The 23,037-nt window shown below is 63.2% G+C and carries 21 protein-coding genes and 1 riboswitch; of the genes, 11 read left to right on the top strand and 10 right to left on the bottom strand.

The window, feature by feature from the left end:
* Positions 1-140: 140 nt before the first annotated feature.
* The 7 genes from ABD847_RS13670 to galR all read right to left on the bottom strand — a co-directional run bounded on the left by ABD847_RS13670 (position 141) and on the right by galR (position 7,628).
* Positions 141-1,091, bottom strand: a complete 951-nt coding sequence (locus ABD847_RS13670) for a hypothetical protein (RefSeq protein WP_345013962.1) — start codon at positions 1,089-1,091, stop codon at positions 141-143.
* A 69-nt stretch (positions 1,092-1,160) separates the two neighbouring features.
* The gene (locus ABD847_RS13665; protein WP_345013960.1) at positions 1,161-1,514 is read right to left on the bottom strand and encodes a hypothetical protein; all 354 of its coding nucleotides are present in this window, start codon (positions 1,512-1,514) and stop codon (positions 1,161-1,163) included.
* Between the two features lie 153 nt (positions 1,515-1,667).
* Positions 1,668-2,705, bottom strand: a complete 1,038-nt coding sequence (locus ABD847_RS13660) for a glycoside hydrolase family 53 protein (protein WP_345013958.1) — start codon at positions 2,703-2,705, stop codon at positions 1,668-1,670.
* Entirely contained in the window at positions 2,702-3,823 is a 1,122-nt protein-coding gene (locus tag ABD847_RS13655) for a glycoside hydrolase family 53 protein (RefSeq protein WP_345013956.1), read from the bottom strand. Before ABD847_RS13655 ends, ABD847_RS13660 begins: the two co-directional genes overlap by 4 nt.
* A gap of 55 nt (positions 3,824-3,878) precedes the next feature.
* Complete coding sequence (locus ABD847_RS13650) at positions 3,879-4,979, bottom strand: glycoside hydrolase family 53 protein (RefSeq protein WP_345013954.1); 1,101 nt, start codon at positions 4,977-4,979, stop codon at positions 3,879-3,881.
* A 90-nt stretch (positions 4,980-5,069) separates the two neighbouring features.
* On the bottom strand, positions 5,070-6,314 hold the full coding sequence (locus ABD847_RS13645; RefSeq protein WP_345013952.1) for a maltoporin: 1,245 nt from the start codon (positions 6,312-6,314) through the stop codon (positions 5,070-5,072).
* A gap of 297 nt (positions 6,315-6,611) precedes the next feature.
* Positions 6,612-7,628, bottom strand: coding sequence for an HTH-type transcriptional regulator GalR (gene galR, locus ABD847_RS13640; protein WP_345013950.1), 1,017 nt, complete (start codon positions 7,626-7,628; stop codon positions 6,612-6,614).
* A 323-nt stretch (positions 7,629-7,951) separates the two neighbouring features.
* Here galR and galE point away from each other — a divergent pair, with 323 nt between their 5' ends.
* From galE to ABD847_RS13610, 6 genes are all read left to right on the top strand, one after another.
* Complete coding sequence (galE, locus tag ABD847_RS13635; protein ID WP_345013948.1) at positions 7,952-8,974, top strand: UDP-glucose 4-epimerase GalE; 1,023 nt, start codon at positions 7,952-7,954, stop codon at positions 8,972-8,974.
* Positions 8,975-8,996: 22 nt separating this feature from the next.
* Positions 8,997-10,037 carry a galactose-1-phosphate uridylyltransferase gene (gene galT / locus ABD847_RS13630; protein WP_345013946.1) on the top strand — a complete coding sequence of 347 codons (1,041 nt, stop codon included), beginning with the start codon at positions 8,997-8,999 and terminating at the stop codon, positions 10,035-10,037.
* Positions 10,038-10,045: 8 nt separating this feature from the next.
* Positions 10,046-11,206: a galactokinase gene (galK, locus tag ABD847_RS13625; protein ID WP_345013944.1), complete on the top strand. Its 1,161-nt coding sequence runs from the start codon at positions 10,046-10,048 to the stop codon at positions 11,204-11,206.
* A gap of 3 nt (positions 11,207-11,209) precedes the next feature.
* Positions 11,210-12,241 (top strand): galactose-1-epimerase, encoded by a 1,032-nt coding sequence (galM, locus tag ABD847_RS13620; protein WP_345013943.1) that lies wholly within the window; start codon positions 11,210-11,212, stop codon positions 12,239-12,241.
* 60 nt (positions 12,242-12,301) lie between these two features.
* Positions 12,302-13,315, top strand: coding sequence for an aldo/keto reductase (locus tag ABD847_RS13615; protein WP_345013941.1), 1,014 nt, complete (start codon positions 12,302-12,304; stop codon positions 13,313-13,315).
* Positions 13,316-13,424: 109 nt separating this feature from the next.
* Positions 13,425-14,639 carry a glycoside hydrolase family 26 protein gene (locus ABD847_RS13610; protein WP_345013939.1) on the top strand — a complete coding sequence of 405 codons (1,215 nt, stop codon included), beginning with the start codon at positions 13,425-13,427 and terminating at the stop codon, positions 14,637-14,639.
* 26 nt (positions 14,640-14,665) lie between these two features.
* Here the strand turns inward: ABD847_RS13610 and ABD847_RS13605 are convergent, their stop codons facing one another.
* Entirely contained in the window at positions 14,666-15,130 is a 465-nt protein-coding gene (locus tag ABD847_RS13605) for an acyltransferase (RefSeq protein WP_345013937.1), read from the bottom strand.
* Positions 15,131-15,291: 161 nt separating this feature from the next.
* On the opposite strand from ABD847_RS13605, the gene ABD847_RS13600 reads away from it, so the two are divergent.
* Positions 15,292-16,236 carry a hypothetical protein gene (locus tag ABD847_RS13600; RefSeq protein WP_345013935.1) on the top strand — a complete coding sequence of 315 codons (945 nt, stop codon included), beginning with the start codon at positions 15,292-15,294 and terminating at the stop codon, positions 16,234-16,236.
* Between the two features lie 3 nt (positions 16,237-16,239).
* On the opposite strand, the gene ABD847_RS13595 is transcribed toward ABD847_RS13600, so the two are convergent.
* Positions 16,240-16,530 carry a PilZ domain-containing protein gene (locus ABD847_RS13595; RefSeq protein ID WP_345013933.1) on the bottom strand — a complete coding sequence of 97 codons (291 nt, stop codon included), beginning with the start codon at positions 16,528-16,530 and terminating at the stop codon, positions 16,240-16,242.
* Between the two features lie 68 nt (positions 16,531-16,598).
* Positions 16,599-16,690, top strand: a riboswitch (TPP riboswitch).
* 42 nt (positions 16,691-16,732) lie between these two features.
* On the opposite strand from ABD847_RS13595, the gene thiB reads away from it, so the two are divergent.
* From thiB to thiQ, 3 genes are read left to right on the top strand one after another with little or no spacing between them, the layout of a single operon-like run.
* Positions 16,733-17,719: a thiamine ABC transporter substrate binding subunit gene (gene thiB / locus ABD847_RS13590; protein ID WP_425568468.1), complete on the top strand. Its 987-nt coding sequence runs from the start codon at positions 16,733-16,735 to the stop codon at positions 17,717-17,719.
* Complete coding sequence (gene thiP, locus ABD847_RS13585; RefSeq protein ID WP_345013931.1) at positions 17,720-19,315, top strand: thiamine/thiamine pyrophosphate ABC transporter permease; 1,596 nt, start codon at positions 17,720-17,722, stop codon at positions 19,313-19,315.
* A complete protein-coding gene (gene thiQ / locus ABD847_RS13580; RefSeq protein ID WP_345013929.1) occupies positions 19,299-20,024 on the top strand; it encodes a thiamine ABC transporter ATP-binding protein in 726 nt (241 codons plus the stop codon). The genes thiP and thiQ overlap by 17 nt, the downstream gene beginning before the upstream one ends.
* Here the strand turns inward: thiQ and ABD847_RS13575 are convergent.
* Positions 20,021-21,400, bottom strand: a complete 1,380-nt coding sequence (locus ABD847_RS13575; RefSeq protein ID WP_345013927.1) for a PhoH family protein — start codon at positions 21,398-21,400, stop codon at positions 20,021-20,023. The two genes, thiQ and ABD847_RS13575, sit on opposite strands and share 4 nt — an antisense overlap.
* A gap of 375 nt (positions 21,401-21,775) precedes the next feature.
* On the opposite strand from ABD847_RS13575, the gene sstT reads away from it, so the two are divergent.
* Positions 21,776-23,026: a serine/threonine transporter SstT gene (gene sstT, locus ABD847_RS13570; RefSeq protein WP_345013925.1), complete on the top strand. Its 1,251-nt coding sequence runs from the start codon at positions 21,776-21,778 to the stop codon at positions 23,024-23,026.
* The last annotated feature ends 11 nt before the right edge of the window (positions 23,027-23,037 follow it).

Genomic DNA, 23,037 nt, shown 5'->3' with positions numbered 1-23,037 from the left:
GACAAGACCCTCAGTATAAGACAGCCACTGCGCCTCTTCAGCCGAATAGGGAGAAGCACATTCATCAATAAAACAGATCGTTAGGTTACGATCCAGCAGATCCGGCCAGGAGTAGCCAGGATGAGTTGAATGCCGGTTCCCTACTGAGCCGAGTTAACCGCCAGACGGGACAAGTCTGCAATATCGTCCAGGATGGATGGCCGCCTGACCTCAGACAGTGCGGGAGCAGGCTGATCATCGAGGGCAGCCTGCGTGCAGGCCTCTTCCCACATCAGGTGCCAAAGATATAGTTCGGCGGTAAACAGCTGCTCAAGAAACATCGACAGGCTCCAGGCCACGGCACAATAGAGGATGGTCAGCAACCAGACCCAGTCCGGCAGCTCAAGGCCAACCTTATGATGCACAACAAACAAGATGGACGGCGGGATGAATAGGAGGATCGCCGTCAGTTCGGTGAGCAGAAAGCCAACGACAAACGCCTTATCATGGGTTCTAGCCACCGCTAGGCCGCGCCTTACGGCACGACTCACATCGCTATGCTCCCAGGACATGGCAACGAAGATCAGAAACACCACCATCCTGACACCCTTGTTCAAGGCGGCAAAAAACGACACAGACACGGAAGCCGTCTCATATCCTGCCAGCGATTCGGCAATTGCCTCGGCATTCACCACCCCATCCTCGCTGTCAGCGTCACGACGATGAAACAGGCAGGACAGCAGCATGATGATGAACCATATCAGCGCCCAAACGACGGTAATGGGCAAGGCCTCCAACAGACAAGGCAGTGCCTTGCCCACGGCCATTGCCAGTCGGGGCCGCTCGCCCGCCTCAATCTGGCGGATCAGCTCGAGCAAGATGAGACTGGCAAACGACAGCATCAGCGAAAAGAACAAAATGGCTAAAAACGCCACCAGCCACTGCTGCCCCTGAGAATAGCGATGCCAATCGAAGTAAAACTGCAGGTAAATAATGACGGGCGCGCAGCTCAGCCAGCAAAACAAGAGCGGAACCAGCAACAAAGGATGCTTTATCAAGGCAAACGCGGCGCGACGCAATAACCCAGACCCACTGACGATACCGGCAAACATACTTTTCCTATTAAGCTAACCCACTCCAATAGCATCGAGACAAAGACGCGCTATCCCATCACCAAGCCACTATGGACTGGGACTGTTCTGCGTCCCCAGGCTAGCCAAATCCGGACGCCGACGCTCAGACAGGCGACACCAGAGAAACTGGATATTCCAGCCCAGGGTTAACAGCATCAGGGCCATTAAGACCAGCACACCGGACAAGACGATGGCGTTATCCGCCAGAAAGGCCAGGTAACACATCACCGGCGGGATCAAGCCAATCACCCCATTGCACAACAAGGCCAACCAGCAGGTTCTCCGACCGGCGGCCCGACGGTTCGCCAGCAACGCCAGGCCAAATGGCAACAGGCAGGGGAGCAACGACGCCGAGCCATTCAGCATGACCAGCACCACCACCGCCAGCGCATACAATGCCAAGAATGATCCGTTCAAGAACCCTAATATGGGTGACATCTAGCTGCACTCCTGAGGTGATGGCGCATTAGATACATCCTGGCGCTGAAATACTCTTTTGCGCCTCACAGATCAGCAGTGCGCGACTGCATGTGGCACTGTTTTACTCGACGTACTCTAGACTTGCCCCAGTGCCGCCAGTCCGGGTAACCCAACACCGTCATCATCAAACAGCGTCGCATTCTGCCAGACGCCACGGCTGCCATCGGGTAACGGCAGCAGAGCCGGTTCCCAGTAGAAGATCCCCTGCCCCAGGCCTCCGGGCACGGCTCGCACCACCTCGGCCAGCGCGTGGAGAAACTGCGCCTGGCCCTGGGGCGTCGCGGGATAGGGTTCGCTGCCGGTGTGTTGCAGCAACCACTGGCCATTGCGCTGGGGATCCAGCTGCCGCGGATAGGCCGTCTCCACCACCAGCAGTGGACAGCCAAAGCGCGCCGCCAGCTGATGGAGGTTGGCAGCCAAGTGGGGCAAGGCGCCGTGCCAGCAGGGGTAGAACGACAGGCCGATGCAATCCCAGCCCACATCCAGTGCCTGCGCCTGCTCGAACCAACGAAGATAGAGATCCTGATCGCAACCGGAGTCCAGATGCAGCACCACCTGGGCGCCAGGTGCAACCTCCCGCACCGCCGCGACGCCGGCACGCAGCAGGGCGGCCAATGCCGGCCAGTTGCCGGGCAGGAAACCCAAAGGCCAGACCATGCCGTGGCTGATCTCGTTGCCCACCTGCACCCAGCGCACATCCACCCCCGCCCGCTGCATGTCGCTGAGCACGGCGGCGGTGAAGCCGTGCAAGGCCTGGCACACCTGGGGTAGCGTGAGTCCTTGCCAGGCCTGGGGCATAAACTGTTTGGCCGGGTCGGCCCACCAGTCGCTGTAATGAAAGTCCAGCATCACCTGCAGACCCGCCGCCGTGGCCCGCCGACCCAAGGCCAGGGCCTGTGCCGGACTGTTAAAGCCCTGCGGCCCGCTCTGGTTGGCCGGAAAATGATCCGGGTTACCCGGATCGTTCCACACCTTGATGCGTACCGCGTTCAGCCCAGCCTGATGCAGCAGCTTGAGGCCATCCACCACCTGGCCGTTGGCGCGCAGGACGCCGCCGTGATACTCCAGTTCCGGCAGCGATGACATGTCCGCACCGCGGATAAAGTGGCTCATAGTGCCGCCTCCGCTAAGGTCTTGAGTCCCGGCAGGGCACGCCCTTCGAAGTCAAACAGGGTGACGTTGTCCCATTCATCCCCGGCTCCGGCCTTCCAGCCCGCCCCCGCTTGGGGAATAAAGTCCGGCTCCCAGTAGATGACCCCTTCGCCTCGCCCTTCGGGCACCGACCTGACCGTCTGCCACAGGGCGCGCAAGAACGCCTGCTGACCGGCCGGTGTCATGGGGAAGGTCTCTGGACCTGTGCTGGTGTAGATGTTGTTCTGGCTGTCGCCATTGTCCCGGGTCCAGGGGTAGGCGGTCTCTACCACGATCACCGGCTTGTGGTAGCGCTGGCTCAGATCCGCCATGTTCTGCTGCAGATCCGCCAAGGCACCATGCCACACGGGATAGAATGACAGGCCAATCACATCAAACGGCACGCCGCGGGCCACCATGGCATCGAACCAACGGCGGCAACGAGCGTTGTCACCACCCGAGTCCAGGTGCAGCACCACCCGCGAGCTCGGCGACACCGCCTTCACCGCCCGGGCGCCGGCCTGGATAAAGCGCGCCAGGTTGTCCCACTGCGGAGCCCGGCCCAGGGGCCAGAGCATGCCGTTGGAGATCTCGTTACCTACCTGTACCTCGGCGGGCGTCACCCCGGCCGCCTTGAGCTGCGTCATGACCCCCTGGGTAAAGGCATACAGGCGCTCACTGACCGCAGCAGCATCCAGGTTGCGCCAGGCCACCGGCATCGTCTGCTTGCCCGGGTCGGCCCACCAGTCGCTGTAGTGGAAGTCAATCATGACCTCCAGGCCTAACGCCTGGGCCCTTTTGGCCATGGCCACCACCTGGGTGGGGTCGTTGTAGCCCTCAGGTCCGCTCTGATCGGACGGGAATTCGGGGTATTTGCCCGGCTCGTTCCAGACCTTCAGCCGAATGCGATTGATGCCGTGACGCTTGAGGATGAGCAGCAGGTCCTCGGGTGTCTTGGCATCCTGGTCATAGAAGCGGGCGCCGGCGGCCTCCAGCTGCGGCAGGTGCGAGATATCGACGCCGATAATCGGCTTGGCCTGGGCCAGACCCAGCCAGGCTGCACTGAGCAGTCCAACCAGGAAAAGGGTTCGGATCATCATGCTTGGCGTCTCCATCTACGCGGCAGGATCAGTAAAAAAGAGAGGGGGGGCGCGCTCAGTGGGCGCCGGCCCGACCCAAGACGGCCAGGCCGGGCAAGGCCTGACCGGAAAAATCAAACAGGGTGACGTTATCCCAGCCGGTGACGGCGTTCTTCCCCGCCCCCGGGGTGGGGATCCATTCCGGCGCCCAGTAGAAGATCCCCTCGCCGCCGGCACCAATGACCACCTGGTTCAGGCGAGTCAAATAGGCGGCCTGCCCTGCCGGTGTCATGGGATCCTGCTCAGGCCCGGTATCGGTATAGATGTTCTTCTCCTGATCGCCGTTTTGGGTGGTCCAGGGATAGGCGGCCTCCACCACCATCAGCGGCTTGCGATAACGGGCCTGAAGATCGGTGAGGTTGGCGGTGAGCTGGGCCAAGGAGCCATGCCATACCGGATAAAAGGAGAGCCCTATGATGTCGAAGGGCACCTGCAGCCCCGTGATGGTGTCGAGCCAGCGACGGGATTTGGCGTTATCGCCGCCACAATCCAGGTGCAGGATGACCTGTGTCTGGGGAAAGACCGCCTTGACCGCGGCACCGCCAGCCTTCAAAAAGCCCGCCAGGTTATCCCACTGGGGCACCTTGCCCACTGGCCAGAGCAAGCCGTTGGTGACCTCGTTACCCAGCTGCACCCACCTGGGGGTCACGCCAGCCTGTTTGAGCTGCTGTAAGGTCTGACGAGTGAAGTCCTCCAGGGCCCGAGTCATCTCGGGCACCGTCATATCAGACCAGGCCACCGGGACATACTGCTTGCTGGGGTCGGCCCACCAGTCGCTGTAGTGGAAGTCGAGCATGACCTCCAGCCCCAAGGCCTGGGCTCGCCTGGCCATGGCCACCACCTGGGCCGGGCTGCTGTAGCCCTCGGGGCCGCTCTGGTTGGCGGGAAACCGGGGATCCTGGCCCGGCTGGTTCCACACCCGCAGCCGCACCGCATTGAAGCCGTTACGCCTGAGGATCACCAGCAGATCCGCCTGGCCCTGCTCGTCGCTGTAGTGGGCGCCTTGCGCCTCCAGCTGCGGCAGGCCTGACACATCGGCGCCGCGAATAAAGGCCCAGGCCGGCAGGCTGCACAGCCAGCCCAGGATCAGTAACCCTTTCAGCTCCCTGTTCCACATCTTGCTCTCTCCGTCTGTCGATGAGGCGTTCGCCAGATGAAAAAAGGGAGCCTTTCGGCCCCCTCCTCTCTACCCCAAATCATGCGTGGCTTACCACCAGGCTTCGGCTTGTACGCCGAAGTTCCAGGTGTTGTCGTCGCTGCTGCCATTGAAGGTCTTGTTCTCGCCATCGCCACCGTCTTTGAGGTAGGAAGCGTAGACACGCAGCTCAGGACGAGCCCAGAAGCCAGAGCCGGCCGACCAGGCTTGTGCCACAGTGAACTTCTGACCCGCATCCTTCCAGGAAGAACCACCGGTGTAATCGGTCTTCTTGCTGAAGGTACCGGCTTCGAAGATGCTCTTCATGATGTCGGTCCATTGATACTGGGCACGCCCCACCAGGGAGAAGAGTTCAGTCTTGTCGGTCCAATCGGCGTAGTCCTTGGCCTGACCGTAGGTCAACACATAGTTGAACACGAAGTCCTTGTAGGGCAGATCGCCGTTGTTGATGAAACGCCAGCCCTTGGCATCGGAGTTGTCGCCATTCCAGACGTCATACCAGCCACCACCTTGGTCGATCATGTTGTGAGCCATGGCCTTGTCGCCGTATTGCAGCACAAACTTCTCGTTGATACCGGTAGAGGCGAAGTACTGGCTGATTTCGGCGGTCAGCATCATGCTGTTCTTGAAATCATCAAAAGTCGTCGCCGTATCTTGTGCATCGGTGGCGTTCTTCAGGGCATAGGTGATGCCGAACTCGGTCCAGGCGCCGTCCCACGGCTTGAAGCCGGCATAACGACCGTCCAGATAATTGACGTTCAAGTTGCTGCTGTTGAGATTGGTGTCGCCACGCAGCCAGGCCAGGGAGAAGGCACCTTCACCGGCCTTGATGTTCTCAATACCGGCGCCCGGACCTGAGATGTTCCAGTACTTGGTATCGATGATGTGCAGATCATGACGTTGGTAGTAGCGCTTACCCGCCCACACCACGGCATCCGGATTGCTCGTCAACAACCCCTTGGCCTGCACGTTAAACTGACACAGGGCGAAATCAGCATCACCGCCAGAAGTAGACTCCCAGCCGCGCCCCTGCCCTGAACTCATGCAGACCATGCTGCTCACACCAAAGCTGACACCCGCCTTGTTATACAGCTCCTGATCCAGTTGAATTTCACCGTAGGTATCGGCTTCGTTACCGAGACGACCTACATAGGGGATCATCCAGCTCTGGGTAGAGCCATCTTGAGACACACCCACGCCGGAGCGGAAGTAACCATGGAAATCAACCGCGGAGGCGGTGGTTGCAGTCATCGCGAGGGCCATTGCCACTGTGGCAGAGAGCAGTTTCGCTTTCATAGGGATTCCTTTTTGTGGTTGCACTGTAACTTTGTTATATCAGCCAGACTTGTCGGGTAAGCGTTTTCACCGACACGGACGAATTATAGAGACATGCCGACCGCCAGCGACATGATAGATCTCACAAAAAATGATCTGTTTTCATAAAAAAGTCTGAACAACATGGCACACCAGAATGCAACAAATCGTATGATATTGATAATTATACATTTAATTGCATCAAGATGAGTGTTATCGATTACAATGCACCATAAAAAAACCCGGCCAAGGGGCCGGGTTAGCGAGATAACTCACGCATCAGGGCAGGTTGCGCACCGAATGGCGCCGCACCAGGGTCGGGCTGAACATGTTGGTGATCTCGGGGATCTCGACGCCCGGCTCCTCATCCTGATGGGCCAGCGCCAGGGCCAATTCGGCCGCCTGGGTGGCCATGGCGGAGACGGGATAGCGGATGGTGGTGAGCTTGGGTCTCAAGTAGCGGGCGATCAACACGTCGTCGAACCCCACCAGGGAGATCTCCTGCGGCACCTCGATGCCGTTATCGCTCAGCACCGACAGGGCGCCCGCCGCCATGGAGTCGTTGTAACAAACCACCGCCGTGTAGTTGCGCCCCCGGCCCAGCAGTTCCGTCATGGCGATCTCGCCTCCCTCCTCATCCGGGCTACCCCGGGAGATGAGGCGCTCATCCACCTCGATGCCATGCTCCTGCAGCGCCTGCACATAGCCCTGCATGCGATCCTCGGCATCGGAGATCAGATGGTTGGAGCAGAGGAAACCTATCTTCTTGTGCCCCTCCTGGATCAGGTGACGGGTGGCCAACCAGGCGCCGTAGCGATCATCCAGGGCAATGCAGCGGGTCTCGAAGCCCGGTACGGTACGGTTGATGATCACCATGCCGGGAATATGCCCCATCAGCTGGGCCAGCTCTTCATCCGGCAGCATCTTGGCATGCACCACCAGGCCGGCACAGCGGTGGCGGATCAGCTGTTCAATGGCCTGACGCTCCTTCTTGGCGTCATGGTAACCGTTGCTGATCAGCAGGAAGTTGCCGGTGTTCTGTGCCACCTGCTCCACCGCCTTGACCATGGTGCCGAAGAAGGGATCCGACACATCCGCCACCACCAGCCCCAGGGTCTCGGCACTCTGATGGGCCAGAGCACGGGCATTGGCATTGGGATGATATTTCAGCTCGGCCATGGCCTTGAACACGGCATCCCGCGAGGCCTGACTGGCCTTGGGTGAGTTGTTGATGACGCGGGACACAGTGGCGACAGAGACGCCAGATAAACGTGCAACATCTTTGATGGTTGCCATCTTTACTATTCTCGTTAAGTGAAAGCCAGGTTAAACCCCTAAAAACCGTGGAAGCACTATACCGGGGTTTGTTCGACCAGCCCCAGCACATTTTCCCAACGAACAGCCTGCCGGTGTCGCAACATTGACACGCATCACACCATTTACACCAGCCGTTACACGATAGCCTGAAATGGAACCCAAACAAACCCGGTGTTTTATGACTTGCATCACAGGTTTTCGCGGTTTTTCGCTTCCAAAACGCCGGCGAGAGGCTTAAATTTAAGGGTAAGCGATTACACCACCCCGCACACCAGTTAAGACGGGGTTTCAAGGAGTCTTCTATGTTACGAGTTCTGGTAACGGGTGGCACAGGTTACATAGGCAGTCACACCTGCCTGCAGCTGATGGCGGCCGGCATGACGCCCGTGCTGCTGGACAACTTCTGCAACAGCAAACCCAGCGTACTGACCCGGCTCACCGAGCTGAGCGGCAACACGCCTAAGCTGTACCAGGGGGACATTCGGGATGCGGCCCTGCTGGATCGCATCTTCGCCGAGGAAGCCATCGATGCAGTGATCCACTTTGCCGGTCTCAAGGCAGTGGGCGAGTCGGTGCAAAAGCCCCTGGAGTACTACGAGAACAACGTGGCCGGCACCCTGACCCTGTTGCAGGCCATGCGCCGGGCCGACGTCAAGACCTTCATCTTCAGCTCCTCCGCCACCGTCTACGGCGATCCTCATGCGGTACCTATCCGCGAGGACTTCCCCACCCTGCAGGCCACCAATCCCTATGGCCAGAGCAAGCTGACGGTGGAGCTCATCGTCAAGGACTTCGCCAAAGCGGCGCCGGACTGGTCCCTGACCCTGCTGCGTTACTTCAACCCGGTAGGGGCCCATCCCAGCGGGCGCATGGGGGAAGATCCGCAAGGCATCCCCAACAACCTGATGCCCTACATAGCCCAGGTGGCGGTGGGTCGCCGGGAGCACCTGTCGGTATTTGGCGATGACTACCCCACGCCAGACGGCACCGGGGTACGGGACTACATCCATGTGATGGACCTGGCTGACGGTCACGTGGCCGCGTTGCAGGTCAAGTATGGCCAGCCGGGTGTGCACATCTACAACCTGGGCACCGGCCAGGGCTACAGCGTGCTGGACATGCTCAAGGCCTTCTCCGCCGCCTGCGGCCGCGAACTGCCTTACGTCATCGCCCCCCGCCGCGCCGGCGACGTGGCCGAGTGCTGGTCGGATCCGGCCAAGGCCACCAGCGAGCTGCACTGGCAGGCCAAGCGCAGCCTGGCGGACATGACCGCCGACACCTGGCGCTGGCAGTCCATGAATCCCCAGGGCTATCCGGCCGAGTAATTTGTCTACAAGGAATTTGATCATGTTGTTTGAACCAACCGACCACCCGCATCGCCGCTTCAATCCCTTGTCCGGCCAATGGATCCTGGTGTCGCCGCACCGCGCCAAACGTCCCTGGCAGGGCCAGCAGGATGAACCGGACCGCGCCATCAAGCCGGCCCACGATCCGGAATGCTTCCTGTGTGCCGGCAACAAGCGGGTCACCGGTGATATCAACCCGGACTACCAGGGCACCTTCGTCTTTACCAATGACTTCGCCGCCCTGATGACCGACACCCCGGAAGCCCCGCAGAGCCAGGATCCCCTGTTCCAGCTGCACAGCGCCCGTGGCACCAGCCGGGTCATCTGCTTCTCCCCGGATCACAGCAAGACGCTGCCGGAGATGAGCGTGCCGGCCCTGACTGCCGTGGTGGATACCTGGTGTGAGCAGACCGCCGAGCTGGGGCAGCAGTATCCCTGGATCCAGGTGTTCGAGAACAAGGGCGCCATGATGGGCTGCTCCAACCCCCACCCCCATGGTCAGGTGTGGGCCAACAGCTTCCTGCCCAACGAGGCCGCCCGGGAAGACGAGACCCAGCGCGCCTACTTCGCCCAGCAGGGCCGCCCGCTGCTGCTGGACTATGCCCAGCGTGAGCTGGCCGATGGCAGCCGCACCGTGGTGGAAACCGAATTCTGGCTGGCGGTGGTGCCCTACTGGGCCGCCTGGCCGTTCGAGACCCTGCTGCTGCCCAAGTTTGCCGTCAAGCGGCTGCCGGATCTCACCGAGGCACAACGTCAGGATCTGGCGCTGGCGCTCAAAAAGCTCACCAGCCGTTATGACAACCTGTTCCAGTGTTCCTTCCCCTATTCCATGGGCTGGCACGGTGCCCCCTTCAATGGCGAAGAGAATGACCACTGGCAGCTGCACGCCCACTTCTATCCGCCCCTGCTGCGCTCCGCCAGCGTGCGTAAATTTATGGTCGGTTACGAGATGCTGGCAGAAAGCCAGCGTGACCTGACCGCCGAACAGGCCGCCGACCGCCTGCGCAGCGTCAGCGACGTCCATTTCCGTGAACAAGCTTGAGGATCACCATGAGCATTGAAACCCTGATCGCCACTACCTCGCGTGTCTTTGCCGAGCAGTTTGGCTACACAGCTCCCCTGACCATCCAGGCCCCGGGCCGGGTCAACCTCATCGGTGAGCACACCGACTACAACGACGGCTTCGTGCTGCCCTGTGCCATCGATTACAACACCGTCATCAGCGCCGCCCCCCGTCAGGGCAGCCAGGTGCGGGTGATCTCCGCCGACTATGACAACCAGCAAGACAGCTTCGATCTGGCCGACGAGATCCAGCCTCATCCCGAGTATCAATGGGCCAACTATGTGCGCGGCGTGGTCAAGTACCTGCTGGTGCGCGGCTTCAGGCTAGGCGGCGCCGATCTGGTGATCAGCGGCAACGTGCCCCAGGGGGCCGGCCTCTCCTCCTCCGCCTCCCTGGAAGTGGCGGTAGGCCAGACCTTCAAGGCCCTGGGCAAGCTGGACATCAGCCAGGCGGAGATCGCCCTGAACGGCCAGCAGGCCGAGAACCAGTTTGTCGGCTGTAACTGCGGCATCATGGATCAGTTCATCTCCGCCCTGGGGGAGAAGAACCACGCCCTGCTCATCGACTGCCGTAGCCTGCAAACCCGCTCCGTGGCCATGCCGGCTGGCTTTGACGTGGTGATCATCAACTCCAACGTCCGTCGCGGTCTGGTGGACAGCGAGTACAACACCCGCCGCGCCCAGTGCGAGGCCGCCGCCGCCCACTTCGGCGTCAAGGCCCTGCGGGATCTGGATCTGCCCCACTTCGAGGCCCGCGCCGCCGAGCTGGATCCCGTGGTGGCCCAACGGGCCCGCCACGTCATCACCGAAAATGCCCGCACCCTGGAGGCCGCCGATGTGCTGACCCGGGGCGACATGGTGCGCATGGGTGAGCTGATGGCCGCCTCCCACGCCTCCATGCGGGATGACTTCGCCATCACGGTACCGCCCATCGACGCCCTGGTGGAGATGGTGAAAGCCGTGATCGGTGCCCAGGGTGGCGTGCGGATGACCGGCGGCGGCTTCGGCGGCTGCGTGGTGGCCCTGGTGCCCCAGGCCCTCACCGACAAGGTATGCGATACCGTCAAGGCGCAGTATCCGGTGGTATCCGGCCTGCAACCCACCCTCTACATCTGCCAGCCCTCCGCCGGAGCTGGCGTTCTGGAGTAAGCCATGAACCAAGCCGATCCGTATCCCAAGGCGCCGACCCTGGTCACCCTGACCAACGACAACGGCATGCAGGTCACCCTGATGGACTGGGGTGCAACCTGGCTCTCCTGCCGGGTACCCATGGCCGATGGCCGGCGGCGCGAGGTGCTGCTGGGCTGCCCCCAGGCCGAGGGCTACGACCAGCAGAGCAGCTACCTGGGGGCCATGATAGGCCGCTACGCCAACCGCATCGCCAAATCCCATCTGCCCTATCCGGGCGGGGATCGCTATGTGGTGGCGAGCCAGGGGGAAAACTGCCTGCACGGGGGACTGATCGGTTTTGACAAGCGGCGCTGGGCCATAGCCCAACAGTCGGTGGAGTTGGTCTGCTTCACCCTGGACTCCTGGGATGGCGAACAGGGCTTTCCCGGCAACCTGCAGGTGAGCGTGACCTACGCGCTGCTGGCGGATAATCGGCTGAGTATCCGCATGCAGGCCACCACGGATGCCCTCACCCCGGTGAACCTGACCAACCACGCCTACTTCAACCTGGATGGAGCCCAGGGCGACATCCGAGACCATCACCTGCAGGTAGCGGCGGATCAGATGCTGCCCACCGACGGCATGGGCATTCCGTTTGGCGAGCTGCGGCCGGTGGCCGGTGGCAGCTTCGACTTCCGGGATGGCAAGCGGCTGCGCCAGGACTTCCTGGCGGATGAACAGCAGCAGCTGGCCAAGGGTTATGACCACAGCTTCCTGCTGAACCTGGCGAAAACGTGGCAGCAGCAGCCGGCGGCGCGCCTGGTCTCAGGCTCCGGGGATCTGACCCTCAGCCTGTTCACCAGCCTGCCTGCCCTGCAGCTGTATACCGGCAACTACCTGGCGGGCACCCCCGCCCGGGACGGTGGCGAGTATGCCGACTACCAGGGGGTGGCGCTTGAGCCCCAGCTACTGCCCGACAGTCCACACCACCCGCACTGGCCGCAGCCCAGCTGCTGGCTGGCCCCCGGGGAGTGCTACGAGCATGAAATCCAGTACCAGTTTGCATCACACTGACACTCAAGGGCCTGCGGGCCCTTGTTGCTTTGTCTGCCATCACCCATCCAAGGAGCGACCATGACCTCACCCTATCAGGCCGACGAGCACCGCTACCAATCGCTGGCCTATCGCCGCTGCGGCCACAGTGGTCTGCGGCTGCCCGCCCTCTCTTTAGGCCTGTGGCACAACTTCGGCGCCGACGCGGATCTGCACGCCTGCCGGCAGATGCTCTGTCGTGCCTTCGATCTGGGCATCACCCACTTCGATCTGGCCAACAACTACGGCCCGCCCCCCGGTAGCGCCGAGAGCACGCTGGGCATCCTGCTGCGCCGGGATCTGGCCGCCTACCGGGACGAGCTCATCCTCTCCAGCAAGGCGGGTTACATCATGTGGCCTGGCCCCTATGGCGACGGCGGTAGCAGCAAGTACCTGTTTGCCAGCCTGCACCAGAGCCTCAAGCGCATGCAGGTGGACTACCTGGACATCTTCTATCACCACAGACCCGATCCCAACACGCCTCTGGAGGAGACCATGGCGGCCCTGGCGCTGATGGTCAAACAGGGCAAGGCCCTCTATGTGGGGCTATCCAACTATCCCGCCGAGCTGGCCCGGCGCGCATCGGCCCTGCTGGCCGACCTGGGGGTGCGCTGTCTCATCAACCAGGTGCGCTACTCATTGCTGGATCGCCACATAGAGCCGGAGACGCTGCCGGCTTGCGACGCGCTGGGCATGGGCTGCATCGCCTTCTCCCCCCTGGCCGGCGGCCTGCTGTCAGACAAGTACCTGGCCGGCATTCCCGCCGACTCCCGCGCTGCCAGTGCCAGCCCCTTCTTGCGGGAGAGCGACATCACGCCGGCGCGGCGTGAGCTGCTGTTGCGACTCAACGCCCTGGCCGCCGAAGGCGGCCGCAGCCTGAGCGATCTGGCCCTGCAGTGGGTGCTGCGGACCCCGACCCTCACCAGCGCGCTCATGGGCGCCAGCCGGGTCAGCCAGATCGAGGCGGCGGTGAGCGCCCTGCAGCAGCCGCCCCTGAGCCCAGACGAACTGGCGGCCATCGAGGCCCTGCTGAGCCAGGCTGCCGCGGCCGAATGAGCCGCCGCGGGTGAAACGGCGCACACATTTTCACCCCTAGGCTTCACCGGGATCCTGCCGAGGAATAAGGTTCTCTTTGAATCTCAACTTAACCTCAACAAGGATCCCCATGTCTCCTGCAACCCCAAGGATTGGCCGGCTCGGCCTGCTGCTGGCCGCCCTCACCCTGCTATCCGCCTGCGGCGGTGGTGGCGATGACACCACCACACTGCCCACCAGCATCAGTCCCAGCGATACCGACGCCTCTGACGCCGCCCGGCTCGAACTCAACTACCTGCAGGATCTGAGCAACGACACCCTGCCCGGCGTGCTGGCGGGCCAGAACACGGGACACGGGGATCAGATCCTCAACAGCAGCGGCACCGTCGGCTATGCGCCCCTGATCGACACCCTGGCCACCGAGACCGGCGAGCGCCCGGCGGTGGTGGGGCTGGATTACGAGTACGACCGCATCTTCACCCCGGCGCAGCTCGCCAACGCCAACCAGGCGTTGATCGCCCACTGGCAGGCCGGCGGCCTGGTGACCATCAACTGGAGCCCCAACAACCCCTGGTGGAACGACGAAAGCGACCTGGAGAATGACTATGGCGGCGGGGATCTGACCCGCACCTATGGCGGTGACATGAGCCTGGTGGATCTTGCCGATCTGGTGGATGAGGGCAGCGACATCCATACCGTCTGGCGCCGCAAGCTGGATCGCATCGCCACCGCCCTGCAGGAGCTGCAGGATGCCGGTGTGGTGGTGCTGTGGCGGCCCATGCAGGAGATGAACGGCAGCTGGTTCTGGTGGGGCATCTCCACCCAGTCCAGCAGCAGCGGCTGTCAGGCCTACAAGCAGGTCTGGCGGGACATGTTCGACTACTTCACCCAACAGAAGGGGCTGCACAACCTGCTGTGGGTCTACTCCCCCAACCGTGGGCCGCTCACCACGGATGAGAGCTACGGCATCGCCAGCGTCAGCTGGTGCTATCCCGGAACCCACTATGTGGATGTGGTGGCAGGCACCCGCTACGACGACAGCCTCTCTATCGACGACTACCAGAGCTATCTGCAGTTCGGCAAGCCTCTGGGCATGGGGGAATACGGCCCCACCCTGGCCGGCACCGCTGCCACCGCCGGCAGCTTCGACACCCGCCAGTACGCCAGCGTGCTGGCCCAGTACCCGGCCATTGCCTACTGGGTCAGCTGGCATGACTGGAACAACGCAGACGGCAGCCGGGAACACCAGGCCCTGGTGAGCAACCAGCACGTCACCGAGCTGCTGCAGGACTCGGCGGTGCTGACCCAAAGCGAAGTGGATATGAGCGCGGCGACGCTCGAATAGGCACAGACCCCTGATCCGGTCGCCGCTTAGGGCAGCGGCCGGATCAGCCGCGCCGGGTTGCCGGCATAGATGCCCTTCTGCTCAATGTCCCGGGTCACCACGCTGCCGGCACCGATCACCGCCTCATCGCAGATGGTCACCGCCAGCACGGTGGCGTTGGAGCCCACCACCACCCGGTCACCCAGGCGGATGCGCCCCCAGCTGGCGGGATCCGGATTGGGCCGACCATCGCGAAACAGATCGTTGGCAAACATGACGCCGTGACCGATGAAGCAGCCCTCTCCCAGGGTCACATATTCACAGATGAAGCTGTGGGACTGAATGCGGCAGCCGGCGCCTATCCGCACATGGCGCTGTATCTCGACGAAGGGGCCGACAAACACCTGGTCCCCCAGCTGGCAGCCGTAGAGGTTCACGGGTTCCACCAGCGTCACCCCCTCGCCAAAGATCACCTCCTGCACCCCGGCCTGACGACGGTTTGGTTCGCCCATGCTGTTCTCCTGTCCGGTTAACCGGCCCACAGCATAGCCAGGCAGGCCACCTGTGTTTGCGTCACGGCGCACGAACCCATGCCACACACCGGCATGAAGCGGATTGATCCCAAGGCCGGCCTTGGCCACAATCGAGCCATCTCAGTCGCTCTGGATGCCCCATGCTGCGCACCTGTGTTGCCCTGTTGCTCACCCTGCTGAGCCAGCCCATGCCAGCCAAACAGCTGGCCTTCTACAGCCAAGGTGCCGTGCTGCACTATCAATGGCAGACTCCGGATGGCCAGGTGCTGCGCCTGCAAAGCAAGCTGCCCCCTCAGACCCAGGTGCCGGCCCTCATCGACTGGCGCCCGGCCATGGCCGATGCCTATGTCTACCGGGCCCTGATGCAGGATGCCGCCACCCAGTACCCGGCACAGCGTTTCGAGCTGCATCGGCAGAACGGCCAGTGGCAGATGAACTACCAAGTGGCCGATGCCGCCCTGGGGTCCGAGATCAGCCAATGGCTCAGCCAACAGCGGACCCAGCGCTGGGGCGAGTATCTGACGCAACACTACTTCGTGCAGGATCAGGACACCCTGGGCCAAGCCGTGGTGCGCTACGATTATGCCCGCCTGGTGCAGACCCTGGCCCCGGAGCTGGCCACCCTGGCCACCCAGCTGCAGGCCGTCACCGAGCAGGCCAAGCCGCAGCAGAGCCCGCCCAATGCCGACGATCAGCGCCGTCTCATCGGCTGGATGCTGGATTTTGTGCAGTCCATTCCCTACCGGGCCCTGGGCGGCGAAGGCGGCAGCCGGGGTCTGAGCTTTTTGCTGCCGCGCCAGGTGCTGGCGCAGAATGTGGGGGATTGCGATAGCAAGATGGTGTTGATGGCGGCGCTGCTGCGCTCCCGTTTTCCCAAGCTGCCCTTGCAGTTGGTGCTGGTGCCAAACCACGCCTTATTGGCGGTGGGTATGGCGGCCCAGGCGGAAGATCGGCAGTTGCCGAACCAGGGCGGCGTCCTGCTGGAGGTGGCCGGCCCGGGCTTGTATCCCCCGGGCCAGGTGGCGCAAACCACGCAGATGTATCTGGACTCAGGTCATTTTCAGGCCATTGAGGTGGCCCAATGAGCCTCAGGTGATTGTGATGAACTCCACCCCCAGACGGAACAGGTGACCATCAGCCTCCACCCGCAACACCTTGGCCTCGGCCTGGAACGGCGGTAAGGCGTTGCTGCTGGTGGCCAGGCTGACGTAGAGGCGATCCCCCACGGCAAACTCATCCTCCGGCAACTCGATGGCCATGCCGGTGGCACTGAGATCCCGGCAGATGCCATCCACCCGCTTGGCCCCCTGGATCAGGCAGACGGGCGCGTCTACCACCATGCGCATGAAGGTGCGTCTTTCTTGATTGTGATCCAGCACCTGACCTCCTTAGGGCGGTTGCTCGTCAGTTATGGCTTTCACACAAAAACGTTAATACAATGCCCCCTGTTTCTCAAACGGGGTGCGGGCGTCCGCTGAGATCATACCCGAATTACCTGATCCAGCTCATACTGGCGTAGGGATTTGAGCGACCGTGCCCAGGCACAGTCGGACGCATCGCCCCATAGCCCAAGGAGCCCCCATGCGTCATCCCATCCTGGCCCTCATGCTCGGCGGCCTCAGCAGTGCCGCCCTGGCCCAAGCCCCGGAACTCACCGTCTACACCTACAGCTCGTTTGCCTCCGAATGGGGCCCGGGCCCCAAGATAGAAGCGGCCTTCGAGGCCCAATGTCACTGCGATCTCAAGTTCGTCAGCCTGGATGACGGGGTGGCCATACTCAACCGCCTGCGTCTGGAAGGCCGCCATAGCCCGGCGGATCTGGTGGTGGGCATGGATGACGCCATGCTGGCAGACGCCCGGGCCACCGGCCTGTTTTCCCCCCACGGTGCGGATCTGTCGGCCCTCAGCCTGCCCGGCGGCTGGCAGGATGACACCTTCGTCCCCTTCGACTACGGCTACTTCGCCTTCGTCTACGACAGCAGCAAGCTGAAAAACCCGCCCAAGAGCCTCAAGGAGCTGGTGGAGCGGCCGGATCTCACCATCCTCTATCAGGATCCCCGCACCAGCACCCCGGGCCAGGGCCTGCTGCTGTGGGTGAAGCAGGTCTATGGCGATCAGGCCGCCGCCGCCTGGCAACAGCTGGCCAAGAAGACCATCACAGTCACCAAGGGCTGGAGCGAGGCCTATGGCATGTTCCTGGAAGGCCAGGCGGATCTGGTGCTCTCCTACACCAGCTCCCCCGCCTACCACCGCCTGGCGGAGAACAAGCAGCAGTATCGTGCCGCCCTGTTTGCGGAGGGCCACCTGCCCCAGATCGAGGTGGCGGCCCGCCTCAAGAGCGCGCCTCATCCTGAGCTGGCCCAGCAGTTCCTGCAGTTTATGGTGAGTGACCAGGTACAGACTCTGATCCCCACCGGCAACTGGATGTATCCGGTGACCCAGGTGGCCCTGCCTGAGCACTTCGAGCAGAACGAGCTGCCGGCCAAGACCCTCAGCCTGTCGGAAACCCAGATCCAGCAGGGACGCAAGGCCTGGATCCAGGAGTGGCGTCAGGCGGTCAGCCGCTAAATGCCCCGTCGTTACTGGTGGCTGCCCGGCGGCATCACCGCCGGCCTGCTGCTGGCGGTGGGGCTGGGCCCGCTGATTGCTTTGCTGAGTCAGGCGCCCCTGGCGGCGACGCCCCTGTGGCAGGATCCCTACCTGCGCCAGGTGGTGATCTTCAGCCTGGGTCAGGCGGCGCTCTCCACCGGCTTGAGCCTGCTGCTGGCCCTGCCGGTGAGTCGGGCCCTGCACCGGCGGCGCTTCGCCGGCCGCAGTCTGCTGCTCAAGCTGTTTGGTCTCTCCCAGGTGTTGCCGGTGATCATCGCCCTGTTCGGCCTGGTGGCGGTGCACGGCCACGGCGGCTGGCTGGCCCGCCTGCTGAGCTCCCTGGGGCTGAGCCTGCCTCAATACCTCTACGGCCTCTCCGGTATCGTGCTGGCCCACCTGTTCTTCAACGTGCCCCTGGCGGCCCGCTGGTGGCTGCAGAGCCTGGAGCGCTTGCCGGCCAACCAGTGGCGGCTGGCCGAGCAGCTAGGACTGGCCAGCTGGAGCCTGTTCCACCATCTGGAGTGGCCGGCGCTGCGTGCTCAATTGCCGGCCCTGGCGGGCCTCATCTTCATGCTCTGCTTCACCAGCTTCGCCACCGTCATGGCCTTAGGGGGCGGCCCCGGCGCCACCACCTTGGAGGTGGCCATCTATCAGGCCCTGCGTTACGACTTCGACCTGCAGGCCGCCGGCCAACTGGCCCTGTGGCAGCTGCTGCTCTCCGGCCTCATACTGCTGCTGCACCACCGCTGGCCCAGCGAGCCGCCCCAGCTTAAGGTGAGCGATCACTATCGCCGCCAGGATGGTGCCCGCCTGGGAGCCCGCCTGCACGATGGCGCCAGCCTGGCTCTGGTGGCCCTGCTCTACCTGCCGCCGCTGCTGGCCATCCTGCTGAGCGGCCTGCGCCCCGAGCTGTGGCGCGCCCTGGCCTCGCCCCGCCTGTGGCACAGCACAGGGCAATCCCTGCTCATCGGCACCCTGGCCGCCAGCCTGGCCCTGGGGCTGACCCTGCTGCTGCTCATCAGCAGCCGCCATCTGCGCCTGCGGCTGGGTCGCCGCCACTGGGCCCAGGGCCTGGAATCCCTGGGCAACCTGATCCTGGTGCTGCCCAGCGCCGTGCTGAGCACAGGCCTGTTCATCCTGCTGATGCCCTTCACCGATGTGTTCGGCCTGGGGCTCTATCTGGTGGTGCTGATCAACGCCCTGGCCAGCCTGCCCTATACCCTGCGTACCCTGCAGCCGGCCATGGAGGCCGTGGCGCACCGCTATGATCGCCTGGCTGACAGCCTGGGGCTCGCCGGACTGGCCCGCCTCACCCGGCTGGAGTGGCCCCTGCTGCGTCCGGCCCTGGGGCGGGCCTTCGCCCTGGCCATGATTTTGTCGTTGGGGGATCTGGGAGCCATCGCCCTGTTTGGCAGCGGCGAGCTGCAAACCCTGCCCTGGTTGCTCTACCAGCAGCTGGGCAGCTACCGATTGAACGAGGCCGCCGCCACCGCCTTGTTGTTGCTGGCCCTGTGCCTGGCCCTGCTGGGAATATTGGAGCGGGGCATTGGAGGAAAAGATGCTGATTGCCGATGAGCTGACCCTGTGCCAGGACGACTGGCAAGGCTGCTTCAGCCTGACCCTGCGGCGGGGCGAGATCCTGGGAGTGCTGGGCCACAGCGGCGCCGGCAAGTCCACCCTGATGGCGCTGCTGGCAGGCTTCCTGCGCCCGGATGGCGGCCGCCTCCTCTACCGGTCGCCGGACAAGGTGGAGCAGGACCTGTTGCCCCTGGCCCCGGCGGCCCGCCCCTTCACCAGCCTGTTCCAGAGCCACAACCTGTTTGAGCACCTGAGCGCCCGGGACAACATAGGCCTGGGGCTGCACCCCAACCTGCGGCTGAACCAAGCGCAACAAGCCGCCATCACCGCCGCCGCCCAGCGGCTGGGCATCGCCGAGCTGCTGGACCGGCGACCGGATCAGCTCTCCGGCGGTCAGCAGCAGCGGGTGGCCCTGGCCCGCTGCCTGGTGCGCCGCCAGCCCTTCTTGCTGCTGGACGAGCCCTTCAGCGCCCTGGATCCGGCCCTGCGCCAGGAGATGCTGGCCGAGCTGGCCAGCCTGGCCCGGGATGAAGACATAGGCGTGCTGTTTATCACCCACCAACCGGATGAGGTACGGCAAATCGGCGAGCGCTTCGTGCTGATCGAAGCCGGCGCCGTGGCCTGGGAGGGGTCGGTAGAGGAGCTGGCGGCGCCCAGAGGCGCCGCCGTGAGTCGCTATCTGGGGCTGAGCGCCCCAGCCGGTTAGAGGTTCTCTTCGGCGAAGGACGCCAAGCGGCTGCGCACCACGCCGTTGAGGTAGATGTTGGCGCTGCCCTCGAAGTCCTTGAACCGCTCGACGATATAGGTGAGCCCCGAGGTGACGGCGGTCAGGTAGTTGGAGTCGATCTGCGCCAGGTTGCCGGAGCAGACCAGCTTGGTGCCCTCGCCACAGCGGGTGATGATGGTCTTGAGCTGGGAGGCGGTGAGGTTCTGGCACTCATCCAGCAGCACGAAGGTGTTCTGCAGGCTGCGACCGCGCATGAAGTTCACCGATTTGAACTGGATGTTGGCCTTCTCCATGATGTACTGCAGCGAGCCTTCCTTGCTGACATCGTGCTTGTGCAGCACCTCCAGGGTGTCGGTCACCGCCGCCAGCCACGGCATCATCTTCTCCTCCTCGGTACCGGGCAGGAAGCCGATGCTCTCGGCGATCTCCGGGGTGTTGCGGGTGACTATGATGCGCTCGTAGACGCCCCGCTCTATGACCAGCTCCAGCGCCGCCGCCATGGCCAGCAGGGTCTTGCCGCTGCCCGCCGGGCCCGTGAGGATCACCAGATCCAGGGTCGGATCCAGCAGGGCATCCAGGGCCATGGCCTGGTAGATGTGCTTGGGATGCACGCCCCAGGCGTGGCGGGCCATCAACCGCTCCCGGCCGATATCCTTGATCACCAGTTTGCCCGGCTCATAGCCGTGGACCCGGCCGACAAACTCCTCGTGTTCGTCGATCAGATACTGGTTGATATGGGTGTCGCCGATGAGGCCGTCCTTGATGCGGTGGAACACATCCCGCCCTTGGCTGCTGCTCTCGCACTCCCCCACCTTGTCCCAGAAGGATCCCTCGATGACCTGGAAGCCCTTGGCCAGCAGGCGGATATCGTCGATCAGCTGATCGGTGCGGTAGTCCTCCACCAGCTTGAGCCCGGCGCCCTTGGCCTTGAGGCGCATGTTGATGTCCTTGGTCACCAGCACCACGGGCCGTGGCCCGTGTTTCTTCTGCAGATAGAGGGCGGCGTTGATGATGCGGTTGTCGTTCTCCTTGTTGGTGAACACTTCCTCCCCTTCCGGCAGGTGGTGATCGGCGAAGATGCTGACCCGGCCGCTGCACTGGGGCGCCCTGTCCTTGAGGCTGACCCCGGCCACTATCTCTTCTGGGGTGGAGTGACTGAACAGATCCTCCAGGGTGCGAATGGCCACCCTGGCCTCCCGGCTCACATCTTTTTGGCGGTCCTTGATGTTGTCCAGCTCCTCCAGCACCGTCATGGGGATGACCACGTCGTGTTCGTCAAAGGAGTAGATGGCGAGGGGTTCGTGCAGCAGAACGTTGGTGTCGAGGATGAACAGCTTGCAGACGTCATTATCCATAGGCAGTCTCCTGGGATGCGATGATCCGGTTGCGTCAGACAGATGTCCGTTAGACCACAGCCGGATGACAGGCTCATGACCTACCCTACGCTCCCCCCCAGTCACGAGCAACCGGTCACCCTTGGCCCTGTGGCCAAAAATGGCACCGTCCGCACACTTAGGCCATTCGTTCGCTCACTTAATGAACACCACCTCACCCTTTCGCCCTCTTGCCCACATTTAGACGATAAAACCAGACAAAGCGCCCATCAAAGGGCAAAGAAACAGCCGGCGAACTGGATCCCCCGGGAAGATCATGGGATATTCCACCCCCGCAAAATTACCTAATCCAATACAGTAACCACAGGAGGGCACCACTGGGTGCCAGTAACGGACATGAGTCAAACCCCCGCCTCCCTCATCCGGCGTCTGCTGAACCTCAGCCTGGTGAGCCAGATCGTCATCGGCCTGATCCTGGGCCTGCTGCTGGCCTATTTCGCCCCGGCCGCCGCTCAGGCCACCAGCCTGCTGGGCACCCTGTTTGTCGGCGCCTTGAAGGCCGTGGCCCCGATCCTGGTGTTTATTCTGGTGCTGGCCGCCGTCACCGGCCACCAACAGGGCACCCAGACCCGCATGCGCCCCCTGCTGTTGCTCTATCTGTTCGGTACCTTCAGCGCCGCCCTGGTGGCCGTGCTGGCCAGCTTCGCCTTCCCCACCAGCCTCAAGCTGGTGGCCGGCGCAGACCAGCTCACCCCACCGGGCCAGATCACCGAGGTGCTGGGCAACCTGCTGTTCAACCTGGTGAGCAACCCCGTCAAGGCGCTGGCCGACGCCAACTACATCGGCATCCTGGCCTGGGCCCTGGCCCTGGGCCTGCCGTTGCGTCACGCCAGTGAGGCCACCCGCAACCTGATCCAGGAGCTGGCCGGCGCCGTCTCCAGCCTGGTGCGGGCGGTGATCCGCTGCGCCCCCCTGGGGATCCTGGGCCTGGTGGCCGGCACCCTGGCCGAGAGCGGCTTCGGTGCCCTGTTGGGCTATGCCCAGCTGCTGCTGGTGCTGCTGGGCTGCATGCTGTTTATCGCCCTGGTGGTGAATCCGCTCATCGTCTTCGGCGTCACCCGCAAGAATCCCTATCCCCTGGTGCTGACCTGCCTGAAGGAGAGCGGCCTCACCGCCTTCTTCACCCGTAGCTCCGCCGCCAACATCCCGGTGAACCTGGCCCTGTGCGAACGCTTAGGCCTGCCCCGGGAGACCTACAGCCTCTCCATCCCCCTGGGTGCCACCATCAACATGGCCGGTGCCGCCATCACCATCACAGTGCTGACCCTGGCTGCCGTACACACCCTGGACATACCGGTGGATCTGCCCAGCGCCCTGCTGCTGAGCATCATCGCCACCGTCAGCGCCTGCGGCGCCTCCGGGGTGGCCGGGGGTTCCCTGCTGCTCATCCCCCTGGCCTGCAGCCTGTTTGGCATCGATAACGAGGTGGCCATGCAGGTGGTGGCCGTGGGCTTCATCATTGGCGTGCTGCAAGATGCCGCCGAGACGGCCTTGAACAGCTCGACCGACGTCATCTTCACCGCCGCCGCCTGCCAGGGCCACAGCGAGTCCAACGCAGACGGCCTGAGCACCCCCAGCGAAGCCTGATGCCATTTGCC

It is taken from the genome of Pseudaeromonas paramecii (genome assembly GCF_039540575.1).
In the GTDB taxonomy this organism is placed as follows: Bacteria; Pseudomonadota; Gammaproteobacteria; order Enterobacterales; family Aeromonadaceae; genus Pseudaeromonas; species Pseudaeromonas paramecii.
This window is presented reverse-complemented; position numbering and strand designations above follow the sequence as displayed.